This is a genomic window from Myxococcales bacterium (assembly GCA_012517325.1).
Taxonomy (GTDB): domain Bacteria; phylum Lernaellota; class Lernaellaia; order Lernaellales; family Lernaellaceae; genus JAAYVF01.
This window is the reverse complement of the sequence record JAAYVF010000069.1, coordinates 25,756-45,897: the sequence shown is the minus strand read 5'-3', so window position 1 is coordinate 45,897 and position 20,142 is coordinate 25,756. Positions and strand designations below refer to the sequence as shown.

At 61.4% G+C, this 20,142-nt stretch carries 17 protein-coding genes; 11 read left to right on the top strand and 6 right to left on the bottom strand.

Annotated features, from left to right (window positions below):
- Positions 1–564: 564 nt before the first annotated feature.
- The 10 genes from GX444_12230 to GX444_12185 all read left to right on the top strand — a co-directional run bounded on the left by GX444_12230 (position 565) and on the right by GX444_12185 (position 10,820).
- A complete protein-coding gene (locus GX444_12230) occupies positions 565–1,131 on the top strand; it encodes a hypothetical protein (protein NLH49349.1) in 567 nt (188 codons plus the stop codon).
- 304 nt (positions 1,132–1,435) lie between these two features.
- Complete coding sequence (locus GX444_12225; GenBank protein ID NLH49348.1) at positions 1,436–2,809, top strand: sigma-54-dependent Fis family transcriptional regulator; 1,374 nt, start codon at positions 1,436–1,438, stop codon at positions 2,807–2,809.
- Positions 2,806–3,888, top strand: a complete 1,083-nt coding sequence (gene ispG / locus GX444_12220) for a flavodoxin-dependent (E)-4-hydroxy-3-methylbut-2-enyl-diphosphate synthase (GenBank protein NLH49347.1) — start codon at positions 2,806–2,808, stop codon at positions 3,886–3,888. The genes GX444_12225 and ispG overlap by 4 nt, the downstream gene beginning before the upstream one ends.
- A gap of 5 nt (positions 3,889–3,893) precedes the next feature.
- Complete coding sequence (locus GX444_12215; protein NLH49346.1) at positions 3,894–5,615, top strand: proline--tRNA ligase; 1,722 nt, start codon at positions 3,894–3,896, stop codon at positions 5,613–5,615.
- Positions 5,602–6,327 carry an orotidine-5'-phosphate decarboxylase gene (gene pyrF / locus GX444_12210; protein ID NLH49345.1) on the top strand — a complete coding sequence of 242 codons (726 nt, stop codon included), beginning with the start codon at positions 5,602–5,604 and terminating at the stop codon, positions 6,325–6,327. The genes GX444_12215 and pyrF overlap by 14 nt, the downstream gene beginning before the upstream one ends.
- A complete protein-coding gene (locus GX444_12205; protein NLH49344.1) occupies positions 6,324–7,196 on the top strand; it encodes an RNA methyltransferase in 873 nt (290 codons plus the stop codon). Before pyrF ends, GX444_12205 begins: the two co-directional genes overlap by 4 nt.
- Entirely contained in the window at positions 7,159–7,971 is an 813-nt protein-coding gene (locus tag GX444_12200; protein NLH49343.1) for a hypothetical protein, read from the top strand. The genes GX444_12205 and GX444_12200 overlap by 38 nt, the downstream gene beginning before the upstream one ends.
- A 9-nt stretch (positions 7,972–7,980) precedes the next feature.
- On the top strand, positions 7,981–9,696 hold the full coding sequence (locus tag GX444_12195; protein NLH49342.1) for a HAMP domain-containing histidine kinase: 1,716 nt from the start codon (positions 7,981–7,983) through the stop codon (positions 9,694–9,696).
- A gap of 60 nt (positions 9,697–9,756) precedes the next feature.
- Positions 9,757–10,383, top strand: a complete 627-nt coding sequence (locus GX444_12190) for a hypothetical protein (protein NLH49341.1) — start codon at positions 9,757–9,759, stop codon at positions 10,381–10,383.
- Positions 10,383–10,820 carry a hypothetical protein gene (locus tag GX444_12185; protein ID NLH49340.1) on the top strand — a complete coding sequence of 146 codons (438 nt, stop codon included), beginning with the start codon at positions 10,383–10,385 and terminating at the stop codon, positions 10,818–10,820. Before GX444_12190 ends, GX444_12185 begins: the two co-directional genes overlap by 1 nt.
- Here GX444_12185 and GX444_12180 read toward each other — a convergent pair.
- Genes GX444_12180 through GX444_12170 form a run of 3 tightly spaced genes read right to left on the bottom strand, consistent with a single transcriptional unit; the run spans position 10,798 to position 14,189 of the window.
- Entirely contained in the window at positions 10,798–11,217 is a 420-nt protein-coding gene (locus GX444_12180; GenBank protein NLH49339.1) for an FHA domain-containing protein, read from the bottom strand. The two genes, GX444_12185 and GX444_12180, sit on opposite strands and share 23 nt — an antisense overlap.
- A 6-nt stretch (positions 11,218–11,223) precedes the next feature.
- Positions 11,224–11,727: an FHA domain-containing protein gene (locus tag GX444_12175; protein NLH49338.1), complete on the bottom strand. Its 504-nt coding sequence runs from the start codon at positions 11,725–11,727 to the stop codon at positions 11,224–11,226.
- Positions 11,728–11,774: 47 nt separating this feature from the next.
- Complete coding sequence (locus GX444_12170; protein NLH49337.1) at positions 11,775–14,189, bottom strand: diguanylate cyclase; 2,415 nt, start codon at positions 14,187–14,189, stop codon at positions 11,775–11,777.
- Between the two features lie 342 nt (positions 14,190–14,531).
- Between GX444_12170 and GX444_12165 the strand changes: the two genes are divergently transcribed.
- Positions 14,532–15,878 (top strand): peptide MFS transporter, encoded by a 1,347-nt coding sequence (locus tag GX444_12165; GenBank protein ID NLH49336.1) that lies wholly within the window; start codon positions 14,532–14,534, stop codon positions 15,876–15,878.
- On the opposite strand, the gene GX444_12160 is transcribed toward GX444_12165, so the two are convergent.
- The 3 genes from GX444_12160 to GX444_12150 are packed head-to-tail and all read right to left on the bottom strand — an operon-like array spanning position 15,841 to position 20,024.
- Positions 15,841–16,170 carry a hypothetical protein gene (locus tag GX444_12160; GenBank protein NLH49335.1) on the bottom strand — a complete coding sequence of 110 codons (330 nt, stop codon included), beginning with the start codon at positions 16,168–16,170 and terminating at the stop codon, positions 15,841–15,843. The genes GX444_12165 and GX444_12160 overlap by 38 nt on opposite strands.
- 14 nt (positions 16,171–16,184) lie before the next feature.
- Positions 16,185–18,209 carry a DUF2029 domain-containing protein gene (locus GX444_12155; protein NLH49334.1) on the bottom strand — a complete coding sequence of 675 codons (2,025 nt, stop codon included), beginning with the start codon at positions 18,207–18,209 and terminating at the stop codon, positions 16,185–16,187.
- Positions 18,210–18,245: 36 nt separating this feature from the next.
- On the bottom strand, positions 18,246–20,024 hold the full coding sequence (locus GX444_12150) for a peptide transporter (GenBank protein NLH49333.1): 1,779 nt from the start codon (positions 20,022–20,024) through the stop codon (positions 18,246–18,248).
- Between the last annotated feature and the right edge of the window lie 118 nt (positions 20,025–20,142).

Below are 20,142 nucleotides of genomic sequence, written 5' to 3'. Positions count from 1 at the left end.
TATATTTATTCCATCTTCTTCGTTCTTTGCACTCGGTGCCAACTTTGGAGGTAAACATGACACGTAAGTCGCTTCTGTTCCTGGTGTTGCCGTGTTTGGCAATCGCCGCGATCGGCTTTGCCGCATGGCACGATTCTTGCCCTCCAACAACCAAAAATAACCAGTCAACAACTCTACGATGACAGCCTCGAGGACCTGTGAGGGCTCGGCGACGGCGTTTATGCCGAGTGGACAGCCGTCGATGGCGGATCGCCGATCGCCCCGGAGGGGTGAAATATTTCAGCCTGGGGTGGAAACCCCAGGAATCGAGAGGAAGTAACGTCCGCCCTGAAGGGGCGGAATAAACGAAGCGATCCATTCTGCTTTTCGAAATAGGTCACCCCTTCAGGGCGAAAAATGGACACCGCCTGTTTCCAGGGGTTCCGTCCGCTACAGACTCCACCCCTGGCTACGATATGACGCCCCCTTTGGGCGAGAAAAAAAGCAGGCAGATTTGAAACACTTGGGAAGCGGCGACGGCGGCTATCGCGGCGTTTGGCCATAAAATTGAAAAGGAGTGAAAAGATGGAAGCACAAACCTTCTTATTGCTTGCCTCGTTGTTGCTTTGCTCGATCTCGTTGCTGATGTGCGACAACAGGGATGATAACGATGACGACGATAATGATAGTGGTCAGGGCTCGGTCGATTTTTTCGAAGGGGCACATTGCGAAGGGTACAATTATCCAGAATGTGGAACAGCGGTTGATCGGCAACCCCACCTGAATGGCGTGAGTATCCTGATTGACGGGTCGCCGGTCAATCAACCGGTCAGTATTGGCCTGGAGGCGAATTTGACTTTTGCCATTGAGTTCGCTTATCCGGGGAACCAATTATGCGGCGGACATATCTTCATCGTGAAGAATGGAGAATCCTATTGCTTGGACAAGACCGAGGGCACGATAACCGATGAGTCGTTCCCGATGGGCATTCCCAGTATGTGTTATACCGAAAAAGGAGAACCGTTAATTTTCAAGGTGGACCCCTCGATCTTCCTCAACGGCGAAGGCGCGCCCTACTTTCTGGAAATCTCGAATGACTGCGCGACGCACAGCAATCGGTTGTTGCTCGATATCGTGACGGTAGCGGAATAGCGGAGATGGATGTCGGCGCGGCGCGGAAGGTGAGGTGATTTTTCGTGCCGCCTTAATATTTCGTTGATATGTCGCCGAAGCGGCCTTCGGCGGATCGCCGATCGTCCCGGAGGGGCGAAATATTTCAGCCTGGGGTGGAAACCCCAGGAATCGAGAGGAAGTAACGTCCGCCCTGAAGGGGCGGAATAAACGAAGCGATCCGCGCCATTTTCGACCCGCGAGGAACGATACTCTTTCGGCTAGCCAAGTGTTGCAAATCTGCTACAATGAGTCATTCGAATTCGCTCAAGAAATAGAGGTGTTCGTGGAGAGAAGAATACTCATCGTCGACGATGAACCGGATATCCGGGAGACGCTCAGCGGCATCCTGGAGGACGAAGGTTTTCTGGTTCACGGCGTGGCTTCCGGCGAGGAGGCGTTGAAATACGTGCGGCAGGAGCGGCCCGACCTGGTCATGCTCGACATCTGGATGCCCGGCATCGACGGCATGCAGACACTGGCCCGCCTGAAGGAAATGTACCCGGCCCTGCAGGTGGTGATGATCAGCGGGCACGGCAACGTCGAAACCGCGGTCAAGGCGATCAAGCTCGGGGCCTACGATTTCATCGAAAAACCGCTCTCGCTTTCCGACGTCATGCTGACGGTCCACCGCGTGATGGATTTGATCTGGCTGGAGGAAGAGAATCGCCACCTCAAGGAAGGGATCGAGGCCAAGTACGAGATGATCGGCGGTCACCCGCGGATTCTGGCGCTGCGCGAACAGATCGCCCTCGCCGCGCCGACCGATAGCTGGGTGCTGGTCACCGGTGAAAACGGCACCGGCAAGGAACTGGTCGCCCGCCAGATCCACCGGCAGTCCAAGCGGGCACAAAAACCGTTCGTCGAGGTGAATTGCGCCGCGATTCCCGACGAATTGATCGAGTCGGAATTGTTCGGCCACGAAAAAGGCGCCTTCACCGGCGCCACCGAGCGGCGGCGCGGCAAGTTCGACCTGGCCGACGGCGGCACGATCTTCCTGGACGAAATCGCCGACATGAGCCTCAAAACGCAGGCCAAAGTGTTGCGCGTTTTGCAGGAACAGCATTTCGAGCGGGTCGGCGGGCGCGAACTGATCCCCGTCAACGTGCGGGTCATCGCCGCCACCAACAAAGACCTGGAACAGGAGATCGCCGCGAACCGCTTCCGCGAGGATCTGTACTACCGGCTCAACGTCATTCCGCTGCAGGTGCCGCCACTCCGCGAACGGAAGGAAGACATTCCGCTGTTCGTGGATTTCTTCACCAAGGCCTTCTGCGTCCGGTCGGGCCTGCCGCCGCGCGACTTCGAGCCCGAGGCGATCGCCCGGCTGATGGAATACGACTGGCCGGGCAACATCCGCGAACTGAAAAACATCGTCGAACGCCTAGTCATCCTCACCCGCGCCGAATCGGTGACCGCGGCGCACGTCAGCCAGGCGATCAAGCTGCAGGCCGTCCAACCGGAAGAGCCCGACGACCTGTTCGCCGTGCCCGACTACCGCGAGGCCAAGGCGCAGTTCGAACGTGAATTCCTGCGCCGCAAGCTCGACGAGAACGGCGGCAACATCACCAAGACGGCCGAGGCGATCGGCATCGAACGCACCAACCTGCATCGCAAAATGAAAAGCCTGGGGTTGAACGTGCCGCGGGAGGACGAATGATCGCGCGGCGCCGAACCCGGCAAATTTTCGTCGGCCCCGTGCCGATCGGCGGAGGCGCGCCCATCGCCGTGCAATCGATGACCAACACCGACACGCGCGACGTTGAAGCGACCATCGCTCAGGTCAACGCCCTGCAGGGTGCCGGGGCGGAAATCGTCCGCCTGGCCGTGGTCGACGCGGCGGCGGCCGCGGCGCTCAAGGAAATCGTCAAGCGCACCAGCGTGCCGCTCGTCGCCGACATCCACTTCGACTATCGGCTGGCCCTGGCGTCGTTGGAAGCCGGCGTGGCGATGCTGCGGATCAATCCGGGCAACATCGGCAGCCGAGAACGGACCCAAGCAGTCGTCCGCGCCTGCGCCGAGCGCCGCGTGCCCATCCGCATCGGCATCAACACCGGCAGCCTGGAAAAGCGGCTGCTCGAAAAATACGGCGGCGCGACGCCCGAGGCGATGGTGGAATCGGCGCTGGATCACGTCGCCCTGCTGGAAGACATGGACTTTCGCCTCATCAAGGTGAGCCTGAAAGCTTCCGACGTGCCGCGCACCATCGCGGCCAACCGGCTGTTTTCCGCCCGTTCGGACATCCCGCTGCACCTGGGTATCACCGAGGCCGGGACCCTGCTCAACGGCGCGGTGCGTAGCGCGGTGGGCCTCGGAATCCTGCTGCACGAAGGCATCGGCGACACGATCCGCGTCAGCCTGACCGGCGACCCGACGCCGGAGGTCAAGGTCGGCTGGGAGATCCTCAAGAGCCTCGGCTTGCGGCAACGCGGCATCACGATCACCTCCTGCCCCAACTGCGGGCGCCTGGAACAACCGATCGAGGAAGTGATCGCCGACATCGAGGCCGCGTTCGGCAAGAGCGAGCTGCGGCTGCATCTGGCCGTCATGGGATGCAGCGTCAACGGGCCCGGTGAAAGCCGCCAGGCGGATCTGGGCGTGATCGCCGCCCGTGACGGTTTTTTGCTTTACAAACAGGGCGAATACTGGAAAAAAGTAACGCGGGACGAGGTGGTGCCGAGCGTTCGCGAGGCACTGGCCGAATGGCCCGCCGCCAATCACGAGACGGATAAGGAGTAAGGAAGGTGCGCTTTTCGAAATTGTTTGCGCCGACGTTGAAGGAGACTCCCGCCGACGCGGAAGTCGTCAGCCACCAGCTCATGCTGCGCGCCGGCATGATCCGCAAACTGGCCGCCGGCCTGTACGATTACCTGCCGCTCGGCTTGCGGGTTTTGCGCAAGGTCGAGCAGATCGTCCGCGAAGAGATGAACCGCGCCGGCGCGCAGGAAGTCCTGCTGCCCGCGGTATTGCCGGCCGAGTTGTGGATCGAATCCGGGCGCTGGCAGCATTACGGCCCGGAACTGCTGCGCTTCAAAGACCGCCATTTCCGCGACTTCTGCCTCGGCCCGACGCACGAGGAAATCGTCACCGACGTGGTGCGGCGCGACGTGCGCTCCTACCGCGAACTGCCGCTCAACCTCTATCAAATCCAAACCAAGTTCCGCGACGAGGTCCGGCCGCGCTTCGGCCTGATGCGGGCGCGCGAATTCGTCATGAAGGACGCCTACAGCTTCGACCTGGACGAAGCCGGCGCCAACGCCTCCTACGAGGCGATGCGCCAGGCCTACCACCGCATCTTTGCGCGCTGCGGGCTGAAATTCCGCGAGGTCGCGGCCGACTCGGGCAACATCGGCGGCAGCTTCAGCGCTGAATTCATGGTCCTGGCCGCCACCGGCGAGGACGCCATCGTCTACAGCGACATCGGCCATTACGCGGCCAACGTCGAAAAAGCCGAACTGGCCGACGATCCCGGCGCCGCGTTTGCGGGCGAAAGGCAGGAATTGAAAAAAGTCCACACGCCCGGCCAACACACGATCGAGGAAGTCACGGCATTCCTCGGCGTTCAAGCCACCGATGTCATCAAGACGCTGGTCTTCGTCGCCGACGGCAAACCCGTCGTGGCGCTGGTCCGCGGCGATCACGAAATCAATCCGATCAAGCTGCAGCGCCTGCTCAAGGCCGACTCGCTGGAACTGGCCGACCCCGACACCATCGTCAAGGTCACCGGAGCGCCGGTCGGTTTCGCCGGACCGCAGGGTTTGAAAACCGAGCCCGTCATCGCCGATTACGCCCTGCGCGGCCGCGGCAACCTGGTCGCCGGCGCCAACGAACAGGATTACCACGTCACCGGCGTCAACCTCGGCCGCGACTTCCAGCCGACCCAATGGGCCGATCTGCGCTTCGCCCGCGAAGGCGACCCCTGCCCGCACGGCGGCGTCTACCGCATCCTGCGCGGCATCGAGGTCGGGCACGTCTTCAAGCTCGGCACGAAATATTCACAGTCGATGCGCTGCGTCTACCTCGACGAGAACGGCCAGGAAAAACCGATGATCATGGGCTGCTACGGCATCGGCATCGGCCGCACCGCCGCCGCCGCGATCGAGCAAAACCACGACGACAAGGGCATCATCTGGCCCATGCCCCTGGCCCCCTTCCAGATCGTCGTGCTGGCCGCCGGCAAAACGGGCAGCGAGGAATTCCAGGTCGCCGAAAAGCTTTACGGCGAATTGCTCGCCGCGGGCGTGGAAGCGGTCTTCGACGACCGCGACGAGCGCCCGGGCGTCAAGTTCAACGACGCCGACCTCATCGGCTACCCGCTGCGGTTGACCGTCGGCAAGAAAGGACTGGCGACCGGCGCGGTGGAACTGAAACGGCGCGCTGCGCCCGAGTTGGAAATGGTGCCGCTGGCCGACGCCGTGGCGAAAATCAAGGCCGTCATCGCGGAGGAACTGCATGCATCCGCATGAGCGCGTCATCGTCGCCCTGGACGTCAACAACATCGAAAAGGCGCGCCAACTGGCGCATCAGTTGAGCGGCAAGGTCGGCGCCTTCAAGATCGGCAAGGAGCTGTTCGTCAGCGTCGGCCCGGAAATCATCCGGGTGCTGGTCGAAAACGGCATGCGGGTTTTTCTGGATCTGAAATTCCACGACATCCCCAACACCGTGGCCGGCGCGGTGGAAGCGGCGGCGGCGCACGGTGTCTGGATGGTCAACGTCCACGCGGCCGGCGGGCCGGCGATGTGCCGCGCGGCGGCGGTGGCGGCGCAGCAGGTGGTGGCTTCGTTGCACATTCCCAAGCCGCTGGTCATCGGGGTCACCGTGCTGACCAGCCTGGACAACAAGGATCTGGCCGCCGTCGGCTTGCAGGGGCCGACCCAGGACGCGGCTTTGCGGTTGGCAAAACTGGCGAAGGAAGCCGGATTGGACGGCGTGGTGGCCAGCGCGCAGGACGTCGCGGCGATCAAGGAAGCCTGCGGGCCCGACTTCCTCACCGTGACCCCGGGCATCCGGCCTGCCTCCGGCTCGGCCGACGATCAAAAACGCATCATGACCCCGGCCGCCGCGATCCGCGCGGGCGCCGACTACCTGGTTATCGGGCGGCCGATCACCCAGGCCCCCGACCCGGTCGCCGCCGTGGCGGCCATTGTGCAGGAAATTCACACCGCGACGGGAGGATGACCGCCATTCCGACGACGAAACAGTCCGCGACCTCGAAGTCGTTCATCAAGCGCGGCCGGGCCGAACGCGGCGTCACGGTCACGCAGCATCCGCCGATCATGGAACGGATCGCCGTCGTGCTGGTCCGGCCGGGCGGCGACGCCAATGTCGGCCAGACGGCGCGGGCGATGAAAAATTTCGGCCTGCGCCGATTGCTGCTGGTCAATCCGCAATACACCGAAACGGAGCTTTGCAAGCAGTACGCGACGAGTGCCTACGACATCGTCGAACGGGCGGAACGCTTCGACGACCTGGAACAGGCGCTCGCCGGTTTTCACTACGTCATCGGCACGACCCGCCGGATCGGCAAGTTTCGCGAGCGTTTCTGCACCTCGCGCGCCCTGGCCGACTGGCTGCTGCCGCAACTGGCGGGCGATCGGCGCGCGGCCATCGTATTCGGCAACGAGACCAGCGGGCTGTCCAAGCCGGAGCTGGACTTGTGCAATCAACTGGTCGAGATCGCCACCGACCCCGGCCATCGCAGCCTAAACCTGGCGCAGGCGGTGGTGATTCTCGCCTACGAGCTGTTCAGCCGTGCCGCCGACGTGTCGCCGCAGATCGACAAGCATCATCCGGCCTCGCACGATCAACTGCAGCGCCTGTACGAACACATGCGCCGGATCTACCTCGAGGTCGGCTTCATCGATCGCCACAATCCGGAGCGCAACATGCGCGTCCTGCGGCGCCTTTATTCGCGCGCCGCCCCGTCGCTGCGCGAGGCGCGCATTTTGCACGGGATTCTCGCCGACACGGAGTGGTATATTAATCATGTCTGCAAAACCGGAGAGCGCGATGGCTACCGCGAAATGGCTGGGGACGGCGAGTCTTGAGCTGGCTCAAGACGGGAAAATCCTGCTGATCGATCCGCATCTGTCGCGGCTCGACAAGTGGGCCTCGTTCACGCGGCCGATCCGGCCGGACACCGAAAAAATCGACCGGTACCTCGCCGGCCTGGAAGGCGAGGTCTGCGGCATTCTGATCACCCACGCGCATTCCGACCACTCGCAGGACACGCCGTACATCGCCGGCCGATTGGGCGTGCCGGTCTGGGGCAACGAAAGCGTCGACACCCTGCTGCGCCTGCACGGCCTGCCGGGCTGCCCGCAAGTGCTGGCCGGCGGCGAGAATTTCACGATCGGCCCGTTTGCCGTCGAAACCGTGAAAACCCGCCACGGCCGGGTGGCGCTGGGCAAGGTGCCGTTTCCCGGCCGCATCGACCCAAACGGTAAACCGCCGCTCTGGGTTTGGAAATACCGCCACGGCGAACCGCCGCTGCTGGCCTTCGTGCGGGCCGGCGGGCGGACTCTTTTTCACCAGGGCACGGCCAACCTGATCGACAACCTCCTGCCGGAATGCGCGGTGGACGACGCCTGGATCTGCGTCTCGGGCCACCAATACACGCCGCATTTCATCCAGCGCCTGTTCTCCCGGATTCGCCCGCGCCGGGTTTTTCCGTTCCATTTCGAGGATTTTTCCCGGCCGCTGACGGAAATGGACAAATACATTCCGGGCAGCGACCCTGTTCCGTTCGCCGAACGAGTCCGGCAGTTGCGGCCGGAAACGGAAGTGATCGTGCCGCGGCCGTTGGAGCCGATTCCCTGGTAGGAGCCGGTGATGCCTGAAGGCAGCCAGACGAGAAGAACGCAAGCGATGCAAAACCGCATCCTCTTCTGGACCATGCTGCTGGCGGTCATTCCCATCATTTCGCTTTTTCTGCTGCTCAGTGAAATGCTGAACTCGACACGCCTGCTGACGGCCAAGGATGCCGGCGACTACGCCGAACGCAAAACGCAACTGCTGAACCTGGCCCTGCAGAACGACCTGGAAATGACGCTGCACACCAACGCCGCCTCGCTCGCCGCCGGCTGGCAGAACCTTTATCAGGACAGCCAGGGCGACCTCGATCGCACTCTGCAGCGGTTCATGCGGCTGCTGGACAATACGCCCGGCATCGTCCTGTTGTTCAACGAGGAAGGCAACCTGACCGCCAGTTCCTCGCCGGATTTCCTGGCCTACAACGGCCGGGAGATCGACGTCGTGAACCGTCAGTTGCAGCACGGGTACGTCACGGCGACCGCCCCGCTGCCGCCGGTCGGCTACACCCTGCTCTACGCGCAGCCGCGCGAGAAAAGTCAGGTCTGGCAGAGCGCGGCGCAGCGCTTCCAGGACGATTTCACCACCGACGTCCGCGCCAAGTTCGACTCGGCGATCGCCGAACTGCGCTTCATCGCCCTCGCCTTCTTTCTCGCGCTGTGCCTGATCGCGATCCTGATGTCGCGCTGGCTGGCGCGGAACCTGACGCATCCGCTCGAGCAACTCACCACCGACATGGAAACCTTCGACGGCCGCCAGCCGATTCAGTTGGCCGCCGCTCGGATGGACGAAATCGGCATTCTGAGCGAAAAATTTTCGGAAATGACCTTCAAGCTGGTCCAGGCGCGCGGCGAACTGGAGGAAAAGCAGGGCGCCCTGGAAAAGGCCGACCAGGAAATCATGCAACTCAACCTCAACCTGGAGAAGCGGATCAGCGAACGCACCGCCGACCTGGAAATCGCCCTGGAAAAACTGCGCGAACTCGATAAAAACAAGGACGACTTCCTCAGCCTCGTCTCGCACGAATTGAAAACCCCGCTGACCTCCATCAGCGCCAGCGCCGAGGCGCTGTTGACGAAAAACCTGCCGCTGACCGAACGCGGCCGCGAACGTTTTCTGCGCATCATGCAGAGCGAGGCTCTCCGGCTGACCCGCTTGATCAACGACCTGCTCGACCTTTCGAGCCTCGAGGCGGGCCGGATTCAGTTCCATTTCCAAAAGACCGATTTGATCGCCCTGGTGCAGCAGACCTGCGAGGCGTATCGACTCTCGATCATCCAGAAGGGGCTCGCGTTCGAAATCAATCTGAAGAACGATCCCCGCCTGCGCGCGGTGGTCGTCGACGCCGACCGGGTGGTGCAAGTCGTCACCAACCTGCTGAGCAACGCGATCAAGTTCACCGAGAAGGGCCGCATCACCGTTCGCCTCGATCTGGTGGAAAGCGGCCTGGAATCGATGGCGCGGCTGGTCGTCGCGGACACCGGCATCGGCATTCAGGCGGAGGACGCGCACAAGGTGTTCGATCGTTTTCAGCAGATCGAACGGCTGGACACGCATCACGACGGCCTCGGCCTGGGCATGCCGATCAGCCGGATGATCGTCGAATGGCTGGGCGGCGACATTCACTTCGCCAGTCGGATCGATCACGGCACCGCCTTTACCGTGGTGTTGCCGCTTGATGCCAAGGCGGCCCAACGCAAACGCATGTTGGCGATCCCCGGCGACCGTGTTGATTGATGTCGCGAAGTCGGGCAAAATATTCTTCATCGATTAATCAGCGGTAAGGAGCCGCGCGGCATGACTCGGTGCTTTTTTCACCCGAACGAGGACGCGCTCTACGAGTGTACGAGTTGCGGCAAACCGATCTGCGGCCAGTGCATGCGCTTCGACGAGGAAGACAAGGTCATCTGTCCCGCCTGCACCCTGGAATCGGCGGTGGAAATCGCCGACGACGACACGCGCGAATACCTCGAATTGCGGCACCGCAAAGCCGACGACACCAAAAAGAAGAAAACGAAATTGGAAGCGGCGCTGGAGGTGATCAACGGCTGGTACATCGTCCTCATCCTGCTGCTGCTCGGTACCCTCATCTACATGAACCACTACATCGACCGGGCGGGCCTGCCGGCCGTCAACGAACTCAAACGCTTCAAACAGATGGGCGATCCCTCGTTGCAGATGACCTATATTGCCTCGAAGATTTTTTTGTACGCCAATGAGAACGACGGTCAATTTCCCAAGGAATTGAAAGGGCTCGTGCCAAAATACTTGCCGGAGCCGCCGACGATCCTGGATACCGGCGAACCGTACGTTTACTCGCTGATCGAAGGCGAGGAGCAATTCATTTTAAACCTGCCGCGGGCGGACCGTTACAATTACCGGCGGCTCTTCATCATGGGCGACGGAGTGTTGAAACTCGAATAATGAACACGCGCGGATTCACGGCGGTCGATCTGGTCTTTCTGCTGGCGATCTTGATCCTGGCGGTCCTGGTCGTGACCAAAATCGACGATGTCTATTACGCTTCGACGCGCGAGGATTGCTACCAGCACCAGATCGCTCTCGACCGCGCGTTATGGGAAACCTGCTACGAGCAGGGCCGCGAAATCTGGGACGTCCAGGAGGCCTATTCCATCCGCTACCCGGACGATCGCCCGCCGTTGTTGGTGATTATCTTCAATCCGAAGCTCGACGAACCCGGCGGCGCGCGCACCCGCTTGAACGTCGACCTGACCCGTCTGGGCGCCAGCCAAAACGCGCTTTGCCCGTTACATCGGGAGACGCTGACGCGGCCGGCGATCGACTACTGGTTCAGCCTCGGCCGCTGGCATTGTCTCTTCAATCGGTACCATTCGGAATAATCGTCGCGGTCGGATAACGGAATTCCAGTTCGGTGCGGCCGATTTGCAGACGGTCGCCGTGCCGCAACGGTTGCGTCGCTTCCGGCGGCTGGCCGTTGACGAGCGTGCCGTTGGCGCTGTCGAGGTCCTCGCCGTAAACCCCTTCCGGCCGGCGGACAAGCCGCAGATGCCGCGCCGAAACGCACGGGTCGTCGAGTACCAGGTGGCAGGACGGGTCGCGGCCGATCAGCGTCCGCCCGGCGAGCAGCAGGATCTTTTTATGCTTCATCCGCCCGGTCATCACCAGCAGGTAAGGACATTGCGGCGCTTCGTCGCGCCGCCGCCCGGCCTTTTCCCGCAGATGGGCGGTGGATTCGCGTACCGTCGTATCCTCGAGTCGGGTTCGTTCGTCAGTCATCTTTGGTTACCAGAGCCTTAACGCCAGCCAGAGCAAGACTGGAGCGAGCAGCGGCAGCAGGCAGCCCGCCCGCGGACGCGGCGCCGCGCGTTTCGCCGCCAAAGGTTCATCGCTTTTCTTTGCCGACGGCGATTCCAGTTCCCCGGCTCCTGGCCGTTGCGTGGTGAGGTGAAACGTCCGGTCGAGCGACTCATCGCCGGCCGGCGCGGGGGCAGGCCCCTGCCCCGACCAGGTCACCAGCAGCTTGTAGCCGCCGATCAGCAGCACGTCGCCGGGCCGCAATTCGACCGGGTCGGTCAACCGTTCGCCGTTGCGAAAAACGCCGTTGGCGCTTTGCAGATCGACGGCGAACGCGGCCTGTCCCGCGAGATAAATCCGGGCGTGGCGGCGCGACACCAGCGGGTCGTCGAGCCAGATGGCGTTATCCGGCGCGCGGCCGATCGTCAACTCGTCGAGGAGCGGGAAATCGGCTTCGCCGGCTTCGCCGAAGCGCGTCAGCAGTTTCCACATGGCGGCTATTATCGGGCAACCGCGGCGGGTAAACAAGGATCGACGGATCAGGATCCGCTGGCCGGCGCCATTGAATTGTGCCAATCCTTTGCGGGCACCGCGCTACGCATCTGGTCCTTGTACAGGTTGCTGTCGGCGACACGCCACAATTCCTCGGGCGTGATGCCGTCCTCGGGATACGAGGCGTAGCCGATCGCCACATCGGGCGAGAGCACGCCTCCGGCCACCTTGACGCCCAGGCGCGTGATCGAACGCCGCAGCCGCACCGTGAGCGCCATCGCGCCTTGTTTGTCGGCGCCGTGCGCGACGACGGCAAGTTCGTCCGCCCCGCAACGGAAGCAGCGATCCTCGGGACGCAGTACGCCGGTGACGCCGCTGACCAGCGTCTGCAACAGGCGATCGCCGGTCTCATGCCCGTAACGCTGGTTGATCTGCCGCCAGCCGCGCAAATCCAGCAAATACAGTGAATAGGCTTCCTGTCGCGGGTGGCCGATCAATTCGCCCTCGAAGTAGTGCTTCATCGCGCGCACGTTGCCCAGGTGCGTGAGGGGATCGATCAAATCCTCCGACATCATTTCTTCGCTCTTGAGCGCGCCGACCACGGCCGGGGTGACCATGCTGCACAGCTTGATGAGCAGATCCTGGTGGCGATCCTGGTAGAAATCCTTTTTCTCGGAGTACAGGCTGACCACGCCGACCGTGCGCCCGTCGAATCGCAGCGGCACCGACAGCATGGTCCGGTATTTCTGGTCGGCGATATCCAACTCGCCCAGTTCGGCCACGGGGTCGACGTTGCGCATCGGCTGGCCGTTTTGCGCCACCCAGCCGGACATGCCGCGCCCGAACGCGATGCGGAAACCGGAAAACGCGCCGGCATCGCGCGAATCGACGTACAGCGGCTCGAGATGATCCTCGGCGGTGTCGGTCAAAAACACGATGGCGGTGTTGTAGGGGATCAATTTGCCGACGCTGGTCATCAGCTTGGCCGCCAGCTCCTGCGCCGGCAGATTCAAGCCGACCAACTGGGCCGTCTCGTAAAGCAAGAACACTTCCTGTTGCGTGTAGGAAATCTGGCCGTACAACTCCAGCGGGTTGTAATTGTGCACGACGTCCAAACCGTCGGTCGACGAAGGCGTCGAAAATGTCAGCGCTTCCAGGCGGCGATCCTCTTCGGCCGCCGCCGCCTCCAAATCCTCCAAGTGGGTCAAAAAGACGTCGGTGATTTCCGGATCGAAAGCGCCGCCGCGTTCGTCGCGAATGATGTTGACGGCCTTTTCCTTGCACATCGCCCGCCGGTAAGGCCGGTCGGAGCGCAGGGCGTCGTAGACGTCGCAGATCGCCAACATGCGGGCGAAACGGTTGATCGCCTCGCCTTTCAGCCGCCGCGGATAGCCCGTGCCGTCCCACCGCTCGTGATGACACAGCACGATGTCGGTGATGGGGAAATCGGTCGACACCGCCTTGACGATCTGGGCGCCGATCACCGGGTGCATGCGCATCCGGTCCATCTCCTCGTGGGTGAACCGCCCCGGCTTGGCCAGCAGCAAATCGGGAATGCCGATTTTGCCGATATCATGCACCAGCGCCGCGAAGCGCAACCCCTGCATTTCCTCGGGGGCGGTCACGCCGAGATATTCCGCCAGTTTGGTGACGTAGGCCGTGACCCGGTGCACGTGACCGTGGGTGATCTGGTCCTTGGCGTCGATGGCCAGCGAAAGCGTCTCGATGGTGCTCATGTGCATCGCTTCGAGCTGGTTGATGTGCGCCTTGGCGTCTTCCTCCTGCCGGAGGTAAACGCGCTGCGAAAAATAGACGAGCCCCAGAATCGGCAGGCTGACCAGAAACGCCAGGGCGCCGATGGTGAAATCGAGCAGGTAAATTAGCACCGCGATCGACAACGCCGCGAAAAAGCCGATGGAAGTCCACAGAAAATTTTCCACCCAGAGCTTGATCACGTTCATCCCGGTGGAAAGGCTGATCGCCACCGCCACGGTGATCGAATTGACCAGGAAATACGCCATGGCCATGCAGGCCAGCGGCAGCAGATAGCCGCTATACGTCGGGTTGTTCGGCAACAACAGATAGTAGACCTGGCCGGCCGCGAAGACCGACAACAACCCCGACGCGACGTTGAAGGGAACCTTGTACCAGGTCTGCTGCTTGATGTGCGGCATGGTGTTGATGATCTTGCTCGCCGAATCCGCCACCATCGCCGGCAAGCCGCCGTAGAGCATCAGAATCGCGTAAACGAACGCCGTATCCATCGAAAAATGAACGTCGGTGTAGGGAATCTTCACATTGATGCGGGCGGTTAGAATGGAAAGCAGAATATAGAGAATCAGCGACCAGGTCAGCGGCGCGGCGGCCATGAAGTGCACTTGTTGAAAGAAAACAGCAGCGGCGGCCGTGATTAAAAAGATGATGTAAAATTGCAGTGGTCGCGGCAGATTTTTCCAGGGCATCGGGGACTCCTTACAGTCTTATCCCCCTTCCCAGCCCCACTGGAAATACAGATTCTTAGTGCCGCGATTTTGCCAATAGCATGCATCTAGACAAAAAACAAGAGGAAATTTTGCATCCGGTGTCAGTTTTTCTGCGCAAGAACATATTAAAAATGACCGATGAGCGGTTGCTCACTTTACAGATTATCGGTCGTTTTCATTCTGTGGCCCTTGACCGAAGAATCTATCCACATCAATCAGAGAACCTCCGCAGAGGCAAATCGCATTGACTTCTCCCCGTTCCTATCCTAGTAAAGTCAAAACATCTTTTTCATCTACCGCACCTGCGAAAGGGAGAGAGAAATGGCTCAACCCGTAGCGAAAACCAACGGCCATCCGCCCGGTCTGTATCTGCTTTTCGGCGTCGAAATGTGGGAGCGCTTCAGCTATTACGGCATGCGCGCCATCCTCGTGCTCTTCATGACCAAGTACCTGCTGTTCAACACCGAAAAGGCCGGCTCGATCTACGGCTGGTACACCGGCCTGGTCTACATGACGCCGCTGATCGGCGGCTACCTGGCCGACCGCTACCTGGGACAGCGCAAGAGCATTTTCATCGGCGGCCTGATCATGGCCATCGGCGAATTCTGCCTGGCAGTCGCGGCGGTTTCAGGGGCCGGCGACGCCGGCGCCACGTTCGCGGGGCAGACCCTGTTTTACCTCGGCCTCTGTTTCCTGATCATCGGCAACGGCTTTTTCAAACCGAACATTTCCACGACGGTCGGGCAGCTGTACGAACAAAACGATCCGCGCCGCGACGGAGCGTTCACCATCTTCTACATGGGCATCAACCTGGGCGCCCTTTTCTCGCCGCTGATTTGCGGCACGCTGGGCGAGCGGATCGGCTGGCAGTACGGTTTCGCCGCGGCCGGCGTCGGCATGCTGGCCGGGTTGGGCATGTACCTGCTCGGCGGCAAGAAATACCTCGGCGACGCCGGGATGAAACCTGGTTATCAGGCCAAGGGCGCGGCGGAACACGCGCCGCTGACGACCGAAGAAAAACACCGCATCGCGGTAATCTTCATCATGGCGTTCTTCGTCATTTTCTTCTGGGCGTCCTTCGAGCAGGCCGGCAGCTCGCTGACCTTGTTCGCCGACAAATCCACCAACCGGATGCTTCCGCTGATCAACTGGGAATTTCCGGCCAGTTGGTTCCAATCGGTCAATCCCTTCCTGATCTTTGTGTTGGCGCCGCTGTTCTCCTCGATGTGGATCCGCCTGGCGAAAGCCGGCCGCGAACCTTCGACCCCCGTGAAATTCGTCTTCGGCCTGAGCATGCTGACCCTCGGCATGGTCGTTATGCTGTTTGCCGGCGCGCTGGTGGACAAAGGCGGCCCGGAGACCAAGGTCACCTATTTGTGGCTGGTGGGCTGCTACGTCATGTGCACGCTGGGCGAGCTTTGCCTGTCGCCGGTCGGCCTGTCGATGGTCACCAAGTTGGCGCCGGTCCGCTTCGCGTCGCTCCTGATGGGCACCTGGTTCCTGTCGAACTTCGCGGCCAATTTGGTGGGCGGCTTGTTCGCGGGTCGATACGACACGATGGCCAAAGCGACCTTCTTCATGATTCCGGTGGCCACCGCCGGCGGCGCGACGATCATCCTGCTGTTCCTGGTCAAGACATTGAAGAAGTGGATGCACGGCATTCACTAGCCGTCGCGGTTTGAAAAAATCCTCGTTTCAACCGACCGCGCCCGGCAACGGGCGCGGTTTTCATATGTACAGGTACCAATAAACCGGCATACAAAACATGTTGAAAAACAGGATCAGCAGCAGCCAGATCAAGCGGAGCGACGGCAACGGCTGACTGGTCGGCGCGGGCGCTCGTCTGTTCGCGGTAGATGCTCGTGACGGCGAATCCCACCACCACAGCGAAAAACAGGAAGAAGCAAATGAGCGGCCAGAGGGTCCAACAGAGCAACAGGATTTTGCGCCCGTTGGACACGGCGAATCCCCCTTTCAGTATTCCAGATCGTAAAGGTACCAGCGGCGGAACAGGCTGACGATCGTCAGGATGCAAACCGCGCCGACCGCCACCCAGGAAACAACCTTCACCGCGGCCGGTCGATAACGCGGTGGCAACAGTTGCGCCAACACCAGCAAGCCTACGGGAACCAGGTTGGCCAGCCGGTAGGTCAGTCGGTGGTGCGTCGCCGGCGCGAGCCAGCCCCAGTAAAGGGCGTCGTTCAACGGCAGCAAGCAGAATAAAACCGCCGGCGGGGTTTGGCCCTCACGCAACAATCGATCGAGATACCAGGCCGCGGCGATCGCGAAAAACGGCAGAAACGGGATGCGATACCAGCCGTAAGGCAGATCCGAGCTAATGGTGATCGCCATGAACGCCAGGTAGATCAGCGCCGGCCAGACGACCAGATCCACTCGCCAGCGCCGGTCCTCCGGGAGCTTGCTTTGTTCGCGCCAGAAGAAAAACAGGCCAAGCCAAAACCAGAGATGCGTCAGCGAGAAAAAGTTTTTTCGCACCGGCGCGGAATAAGTCAGCAGCGCCCACAACCCCTGCGTGCTCAGGGATGAGCCGCCGACCTTGCTGAACTGGCGATTGGCCTGCCCGGCGAAGACGCGCAGAAAAGTCGACCAGTCGTAGTAAGCGCCGTAGGCGAAATACAAACCAAAAAACACCGCGCCGATCGCGCCCACCCACAACGCCGCCCGCCACCGGCGCGCCGCGATGAGCACCCCGGCCGCGCCGCCGACCACCGCCAATCCGGACACCTTGAAAAGACAAGCCGCACCGGCGGCGACAGCGGCCAGGAGCAGGCGGCTCGGCTTGCCGGTCGATAGATAATTTTCCACTCCCAGGAGCGCGAGCAGAAAAAACGTGATGAGAAAATTTTCTTCCTTGGACAGCCGGCCGCTGAACATGGCCGGTGGATAGAGCGCGAACACCAGCACCGCCAGCAAGGCCAGGTCGCGCCGGCCGCAGACCCGCCACGCCAGGAAAAAGAGCAATAAGGCATTGAACACCGTCGCGACGATCGGCACGAGGCGCGCCTTGTTTTCGAAGTAATGCTCGTAGCGCTCGTCATAGCCGACGCCCATGATTCGCAACCAGACTCCGGTGAGCAGTGAATGGCCGGGCGGGTGATCAAAGAACGGCCGGACAATTGAAAAATTACGTCCGAAGATCGGCTGTTTTTCTCTCTGGGCGGGTTGATAAGCCTTTAAAATCGACCAGGAGGACGGGACGCCGGTGTAGACCAGGTTCAACCCGTTGAGCGCGACGTTGTATTCGTCGCCCGATTCGCCGGCAAACGGCATGCGATCGTATTGATAGAGCCGCGTCGCCAAAACCAGCGCCAAAAGAAACACCAGCGCCAGGCCGTAGCGCCGCCGCCAGACGAAATCCCCCAAAGCGGCCGCCCGGGCGGGCGCCAGCCGCGCTAGAAAATAGAATTCGGCGAAAAAAAGCGCGACGAACGACAATACGGCCAGGGTAGTCGCCAACGGCGCCGGCGGGCGGCGGTAGAAATACCGCAGATCGATCGGCCGTTGATTACCGGCCGATCGGTTCCAAGTCAGCATCGGTCCGTTTTCGCCGCGATAATGCGCGTTCAGGCGATAAAGCCCCGCCGTCAGATAGAGCGGCCGCGCGGCCGGTTCGTCCGGCGACAGCGTGATTCGATGCGGTCCGAGATCGAGCGAAAAATCACCGGGGCTTTTCGAGGCAAAGTAGTAGGAACCGGCGTGTGGAACCCGTAAATAGCCCGCCCACTCGGCCGCCAATTCGGGGACTTTGTCGTTGTCGCCGTGCAATTTGCTGTTCCAGGCGTACCGGCACGGCGATTGAAACAGTCCGGTTTCGGAATAGAAGAGGTCGGTGGAAACGGCCGTGGCGCAAAACACGGGCTGCTCGTCGCGGATCGCGTAATAATGCGTGTTGAGCCCGTGAACCGGCCAAAGCAAGAGTAGCGCCGCCGTCGGCAAGACCAGCAGTCCGATGAAAATTCCGAGAGCTCCGCCGCGCATCAATCGCCCCGTCTGGCCTGCAAAACCGAGCCGCGATCAGCCCAACAACAAGCCGAACAACCCCACCAGACCGATCGCCAACGCGTAAATCGCGTCGCCCGCGATCAACCCGCCGCCGACCAGGAAGGTCGTGCCGATTTCCTCCGGCATTTCCTCGCCCGGCTTGACCTTTTGTTGCGAATAGAAATTGATCGACGAACAAATCACGCCGCCCACCGCGAACCAGAGCACCGTCGGCACGTCGACGAAACCGCCGAACGAAAAGGCGTACGGGCTGCTCAACAGCAGCGCGTCGATGCAGAAGTCCGCAATGATCCCGCGCCACCGCTCCGCGGCGCTGCCGCTCTGTTTCGCCCGGGCCAGAAATTCACGGTAACGCGCGCTGTCCTTGAGCAGCTTGCGCAGGATCTGTACCGCGACACCGTAAACGAGCCCGATGATCAGCGCGTACATCTGGTGCGGCTTGAGGTTGCCGATGTCCTCGAGGATGCCGACGATCTTATAGGTCATCGCCGATTGCCACTTCGGCACTTCCTGATGGACCGCGTTGAGCGTCAAGTCGGGATAGGCCTTAAAAAACACGCCGGCCAGCATCATCGAGAAAATGGCCCCGATGATCACCCCGCCCCACTGAAAATGAAACTGGATCATCCGGCTGGTGCCGAGCCGCCGGCCGGTGGCCAGCGCTTGTTGCATGTCCACGCCGACCGAGCAGCAAATGAGCAGGATGCTGGCGGCGAACAAGCCCAGCACCGGGTCTTTCAATCCCAGCACCGACATCAACAGCACGCTCAGCACGAACGCCGAGGAGATCGGGTTCGAATCGGAGATACCGGTCGAGATGCCGTTGACGAGCAAAAACAGCAACACCAGTCCCAAAGCCAGCAGAATGAAGCCGATGGGCTGATGCAACATCGTCTTGGCCAGCACGGTCACGATCACGCCCCAGAAGATTGCCCAGCCGATGAAAATCTTGAAATTGACCTGTTGATTCGCGGGGGTCTCTTCCGGCTTTTCCTTCATGGCACCGCGGATCCGCTGGATCGCCTCCCAGAAGATCAGGGTCAGGTCGACCAGTGAAGCGCCCAGGATCATCGCCAGGGCGATCAAAAAGCCGATTTTACGGAAGGGATCGGTGGCGCCGATCCAGCCCCAGGCCTTGAGCGTGGGTGTCATCGCGTAGCCGATCAGTCCCATCACCAGCCCCGGGATGGCGATCCGCTGGCTGACGATCATTCCGGCGCCCAGCGTCGATGACGAAAAGCCGCCCATCGGAATGCTGGTGCCCGTCAACACGCCGCCGCCCGCGCCGGCCAAAATGCCGCCGCCCAGTTTCATGATCGACACCTTGAGCAGCTTGGGATCGGTCAGCGCGCGGATGATCGTCGCCACGGCGGCGCCGGACGGATAGGTCAGCTTCAGGCGATCGACCAGTAGCGGCGTATAGATTACGCCCAGGCCGATGCCGAACATGCCGACCGCGATGAAAAACACCGCCATCTGCCAGGCCGGCGGCGGCGTCATGCCCAGCCAGTACATCGCCTGCACCAACACCGCCATGCCGCACATCGAGGAGAGCACGCCGGCCATGGTCTGCATGTAATTCGCGCCGTGCCGTCCTTGCGCCCCGTAATGGAAGGTGATGACGCTGCCCAGGATGCCGACCAGCACCTGGCCGCCGACGAAAAAGCCGAGGCTGAAATTCATGTACATCGCCGCCAGGCCGCCCAGCGGCCCGAGCAGCACGCCGGTCACGCCGGCCAGCAGCACGTAGTACTGCCACGTGTCGACTTTCGGCAACCAACTGTTCTTCATGGTCGATAAATCCTTGTCTTGCGGGTGATAAACGCCAGTGAAAATATCACGCGCTTCCGAAACCGGCAATGATCGGCTTTACTTCATCATCCGATCCCGTCGTACTGCCGTTTCGCCC

What these genes read in the sequence shown, in the direction of transcription:
- pyrF (NLH49345.1), top strand. Translation starts at nt 5,602, where the DNA reads ATGCATCCGCATGAGCGCGTCATCGTCGCCCTGGACGTCAACAACATC.
- GX444_12155 (NLH49334.1), bottom strand. Translation starts at nt 18,209, where the DNA reads ATGCGCGGCGGAGCTCTCGGAATTTTCATCGGACTGCTGGTCTTGCCG.
- GX444_12200 (NLH49343.1), top strand. Translation starts at nt 7,159, where the DNA reads ATGGCTACCGCGAAATGGCTGGGGACGGCGAGTCTTGAGCTGGCTCAA.
- ispG (NLH49347.1), top strand. Translation starts at nt 2,806, where the DNA reads ATGATCGCGCGGCGCCGAACCCGGCAAATTTTCGTCGGCCCCGTGCCG.
- GX444_12180 (NLH49339.1), bottom strand. Translation starts at nt 11,217, where the DNA reads ATGACTGACGAACGAACCCGACTCGAGGATACGACGGTACGCGAATCC.
- GX444_12170 (NLH49337.1), bottom strand. Translation starts at nt 14,189, where the DNA reads ATGCCCTGGAAAAATCTGCCGCGACCACTGCAATTTTACATCATCTTT.
- GX444_12150 (NLH49333.1), bottom strand. Translation starts at nt 20,024, where the DNA reads ATGAAGAACAGTTGGTTGCCGAAAGTCGACACGTGGCAGTACTACGTG.
- GX444_12205 (NLH49344.1), top strand. Translation starts at nt 6,324, where the DNA reads ATGACCGCCATTCCGACGACGAAACAGTCCGCGACCTCGAAGTCGTTC.
- GX444_12190 (NLH49341.1), top strand. Translation starts at nt 9,757, where the DNA reads ATGACTCGGTGCTTTTTTCACCCGAACGAGGACGCGCTCTACGAGTGT.
- GX444_12175 (NLH49338.1), bottom strand. Translation starts at nt 11,727, where the DNA reads ATGTGGAAACTGCTGACGCGCTTCGGCGAAGCCGGCGAAGCCGATTTC.
- GX444_12195 (NLH49342.1), top strand. Translation starts at nt 7,981, where the DNA reads ATGCCTGAAGGCAGCCAGACGAGAAGAACGCAAGCGATGCAAAACCGC.
- GX444_12230 (NLH49349.1), top strand. Translation starts at nt 565, where the DNA reads ATGGAAGCACAAACCTTCTTATTGCTTGCCTCGTTGTTGCTTTGCTCG.
- GX444_12165 (NLH49336.1), top strand. Translation starts at nt 14,532, where the DNA reads ATGGCTCAACCCGTAGCGAAAACCAACGGCCATCCGCCCGGTCTGTAT.
- GX444_12185 (NLH49340.1), top strand. Translation starts at nt 10,383, where the DNA reads ATGAACACGCGCGGATTCACGGCGGTCGATCTGGTCTTTCTGCTGGCG.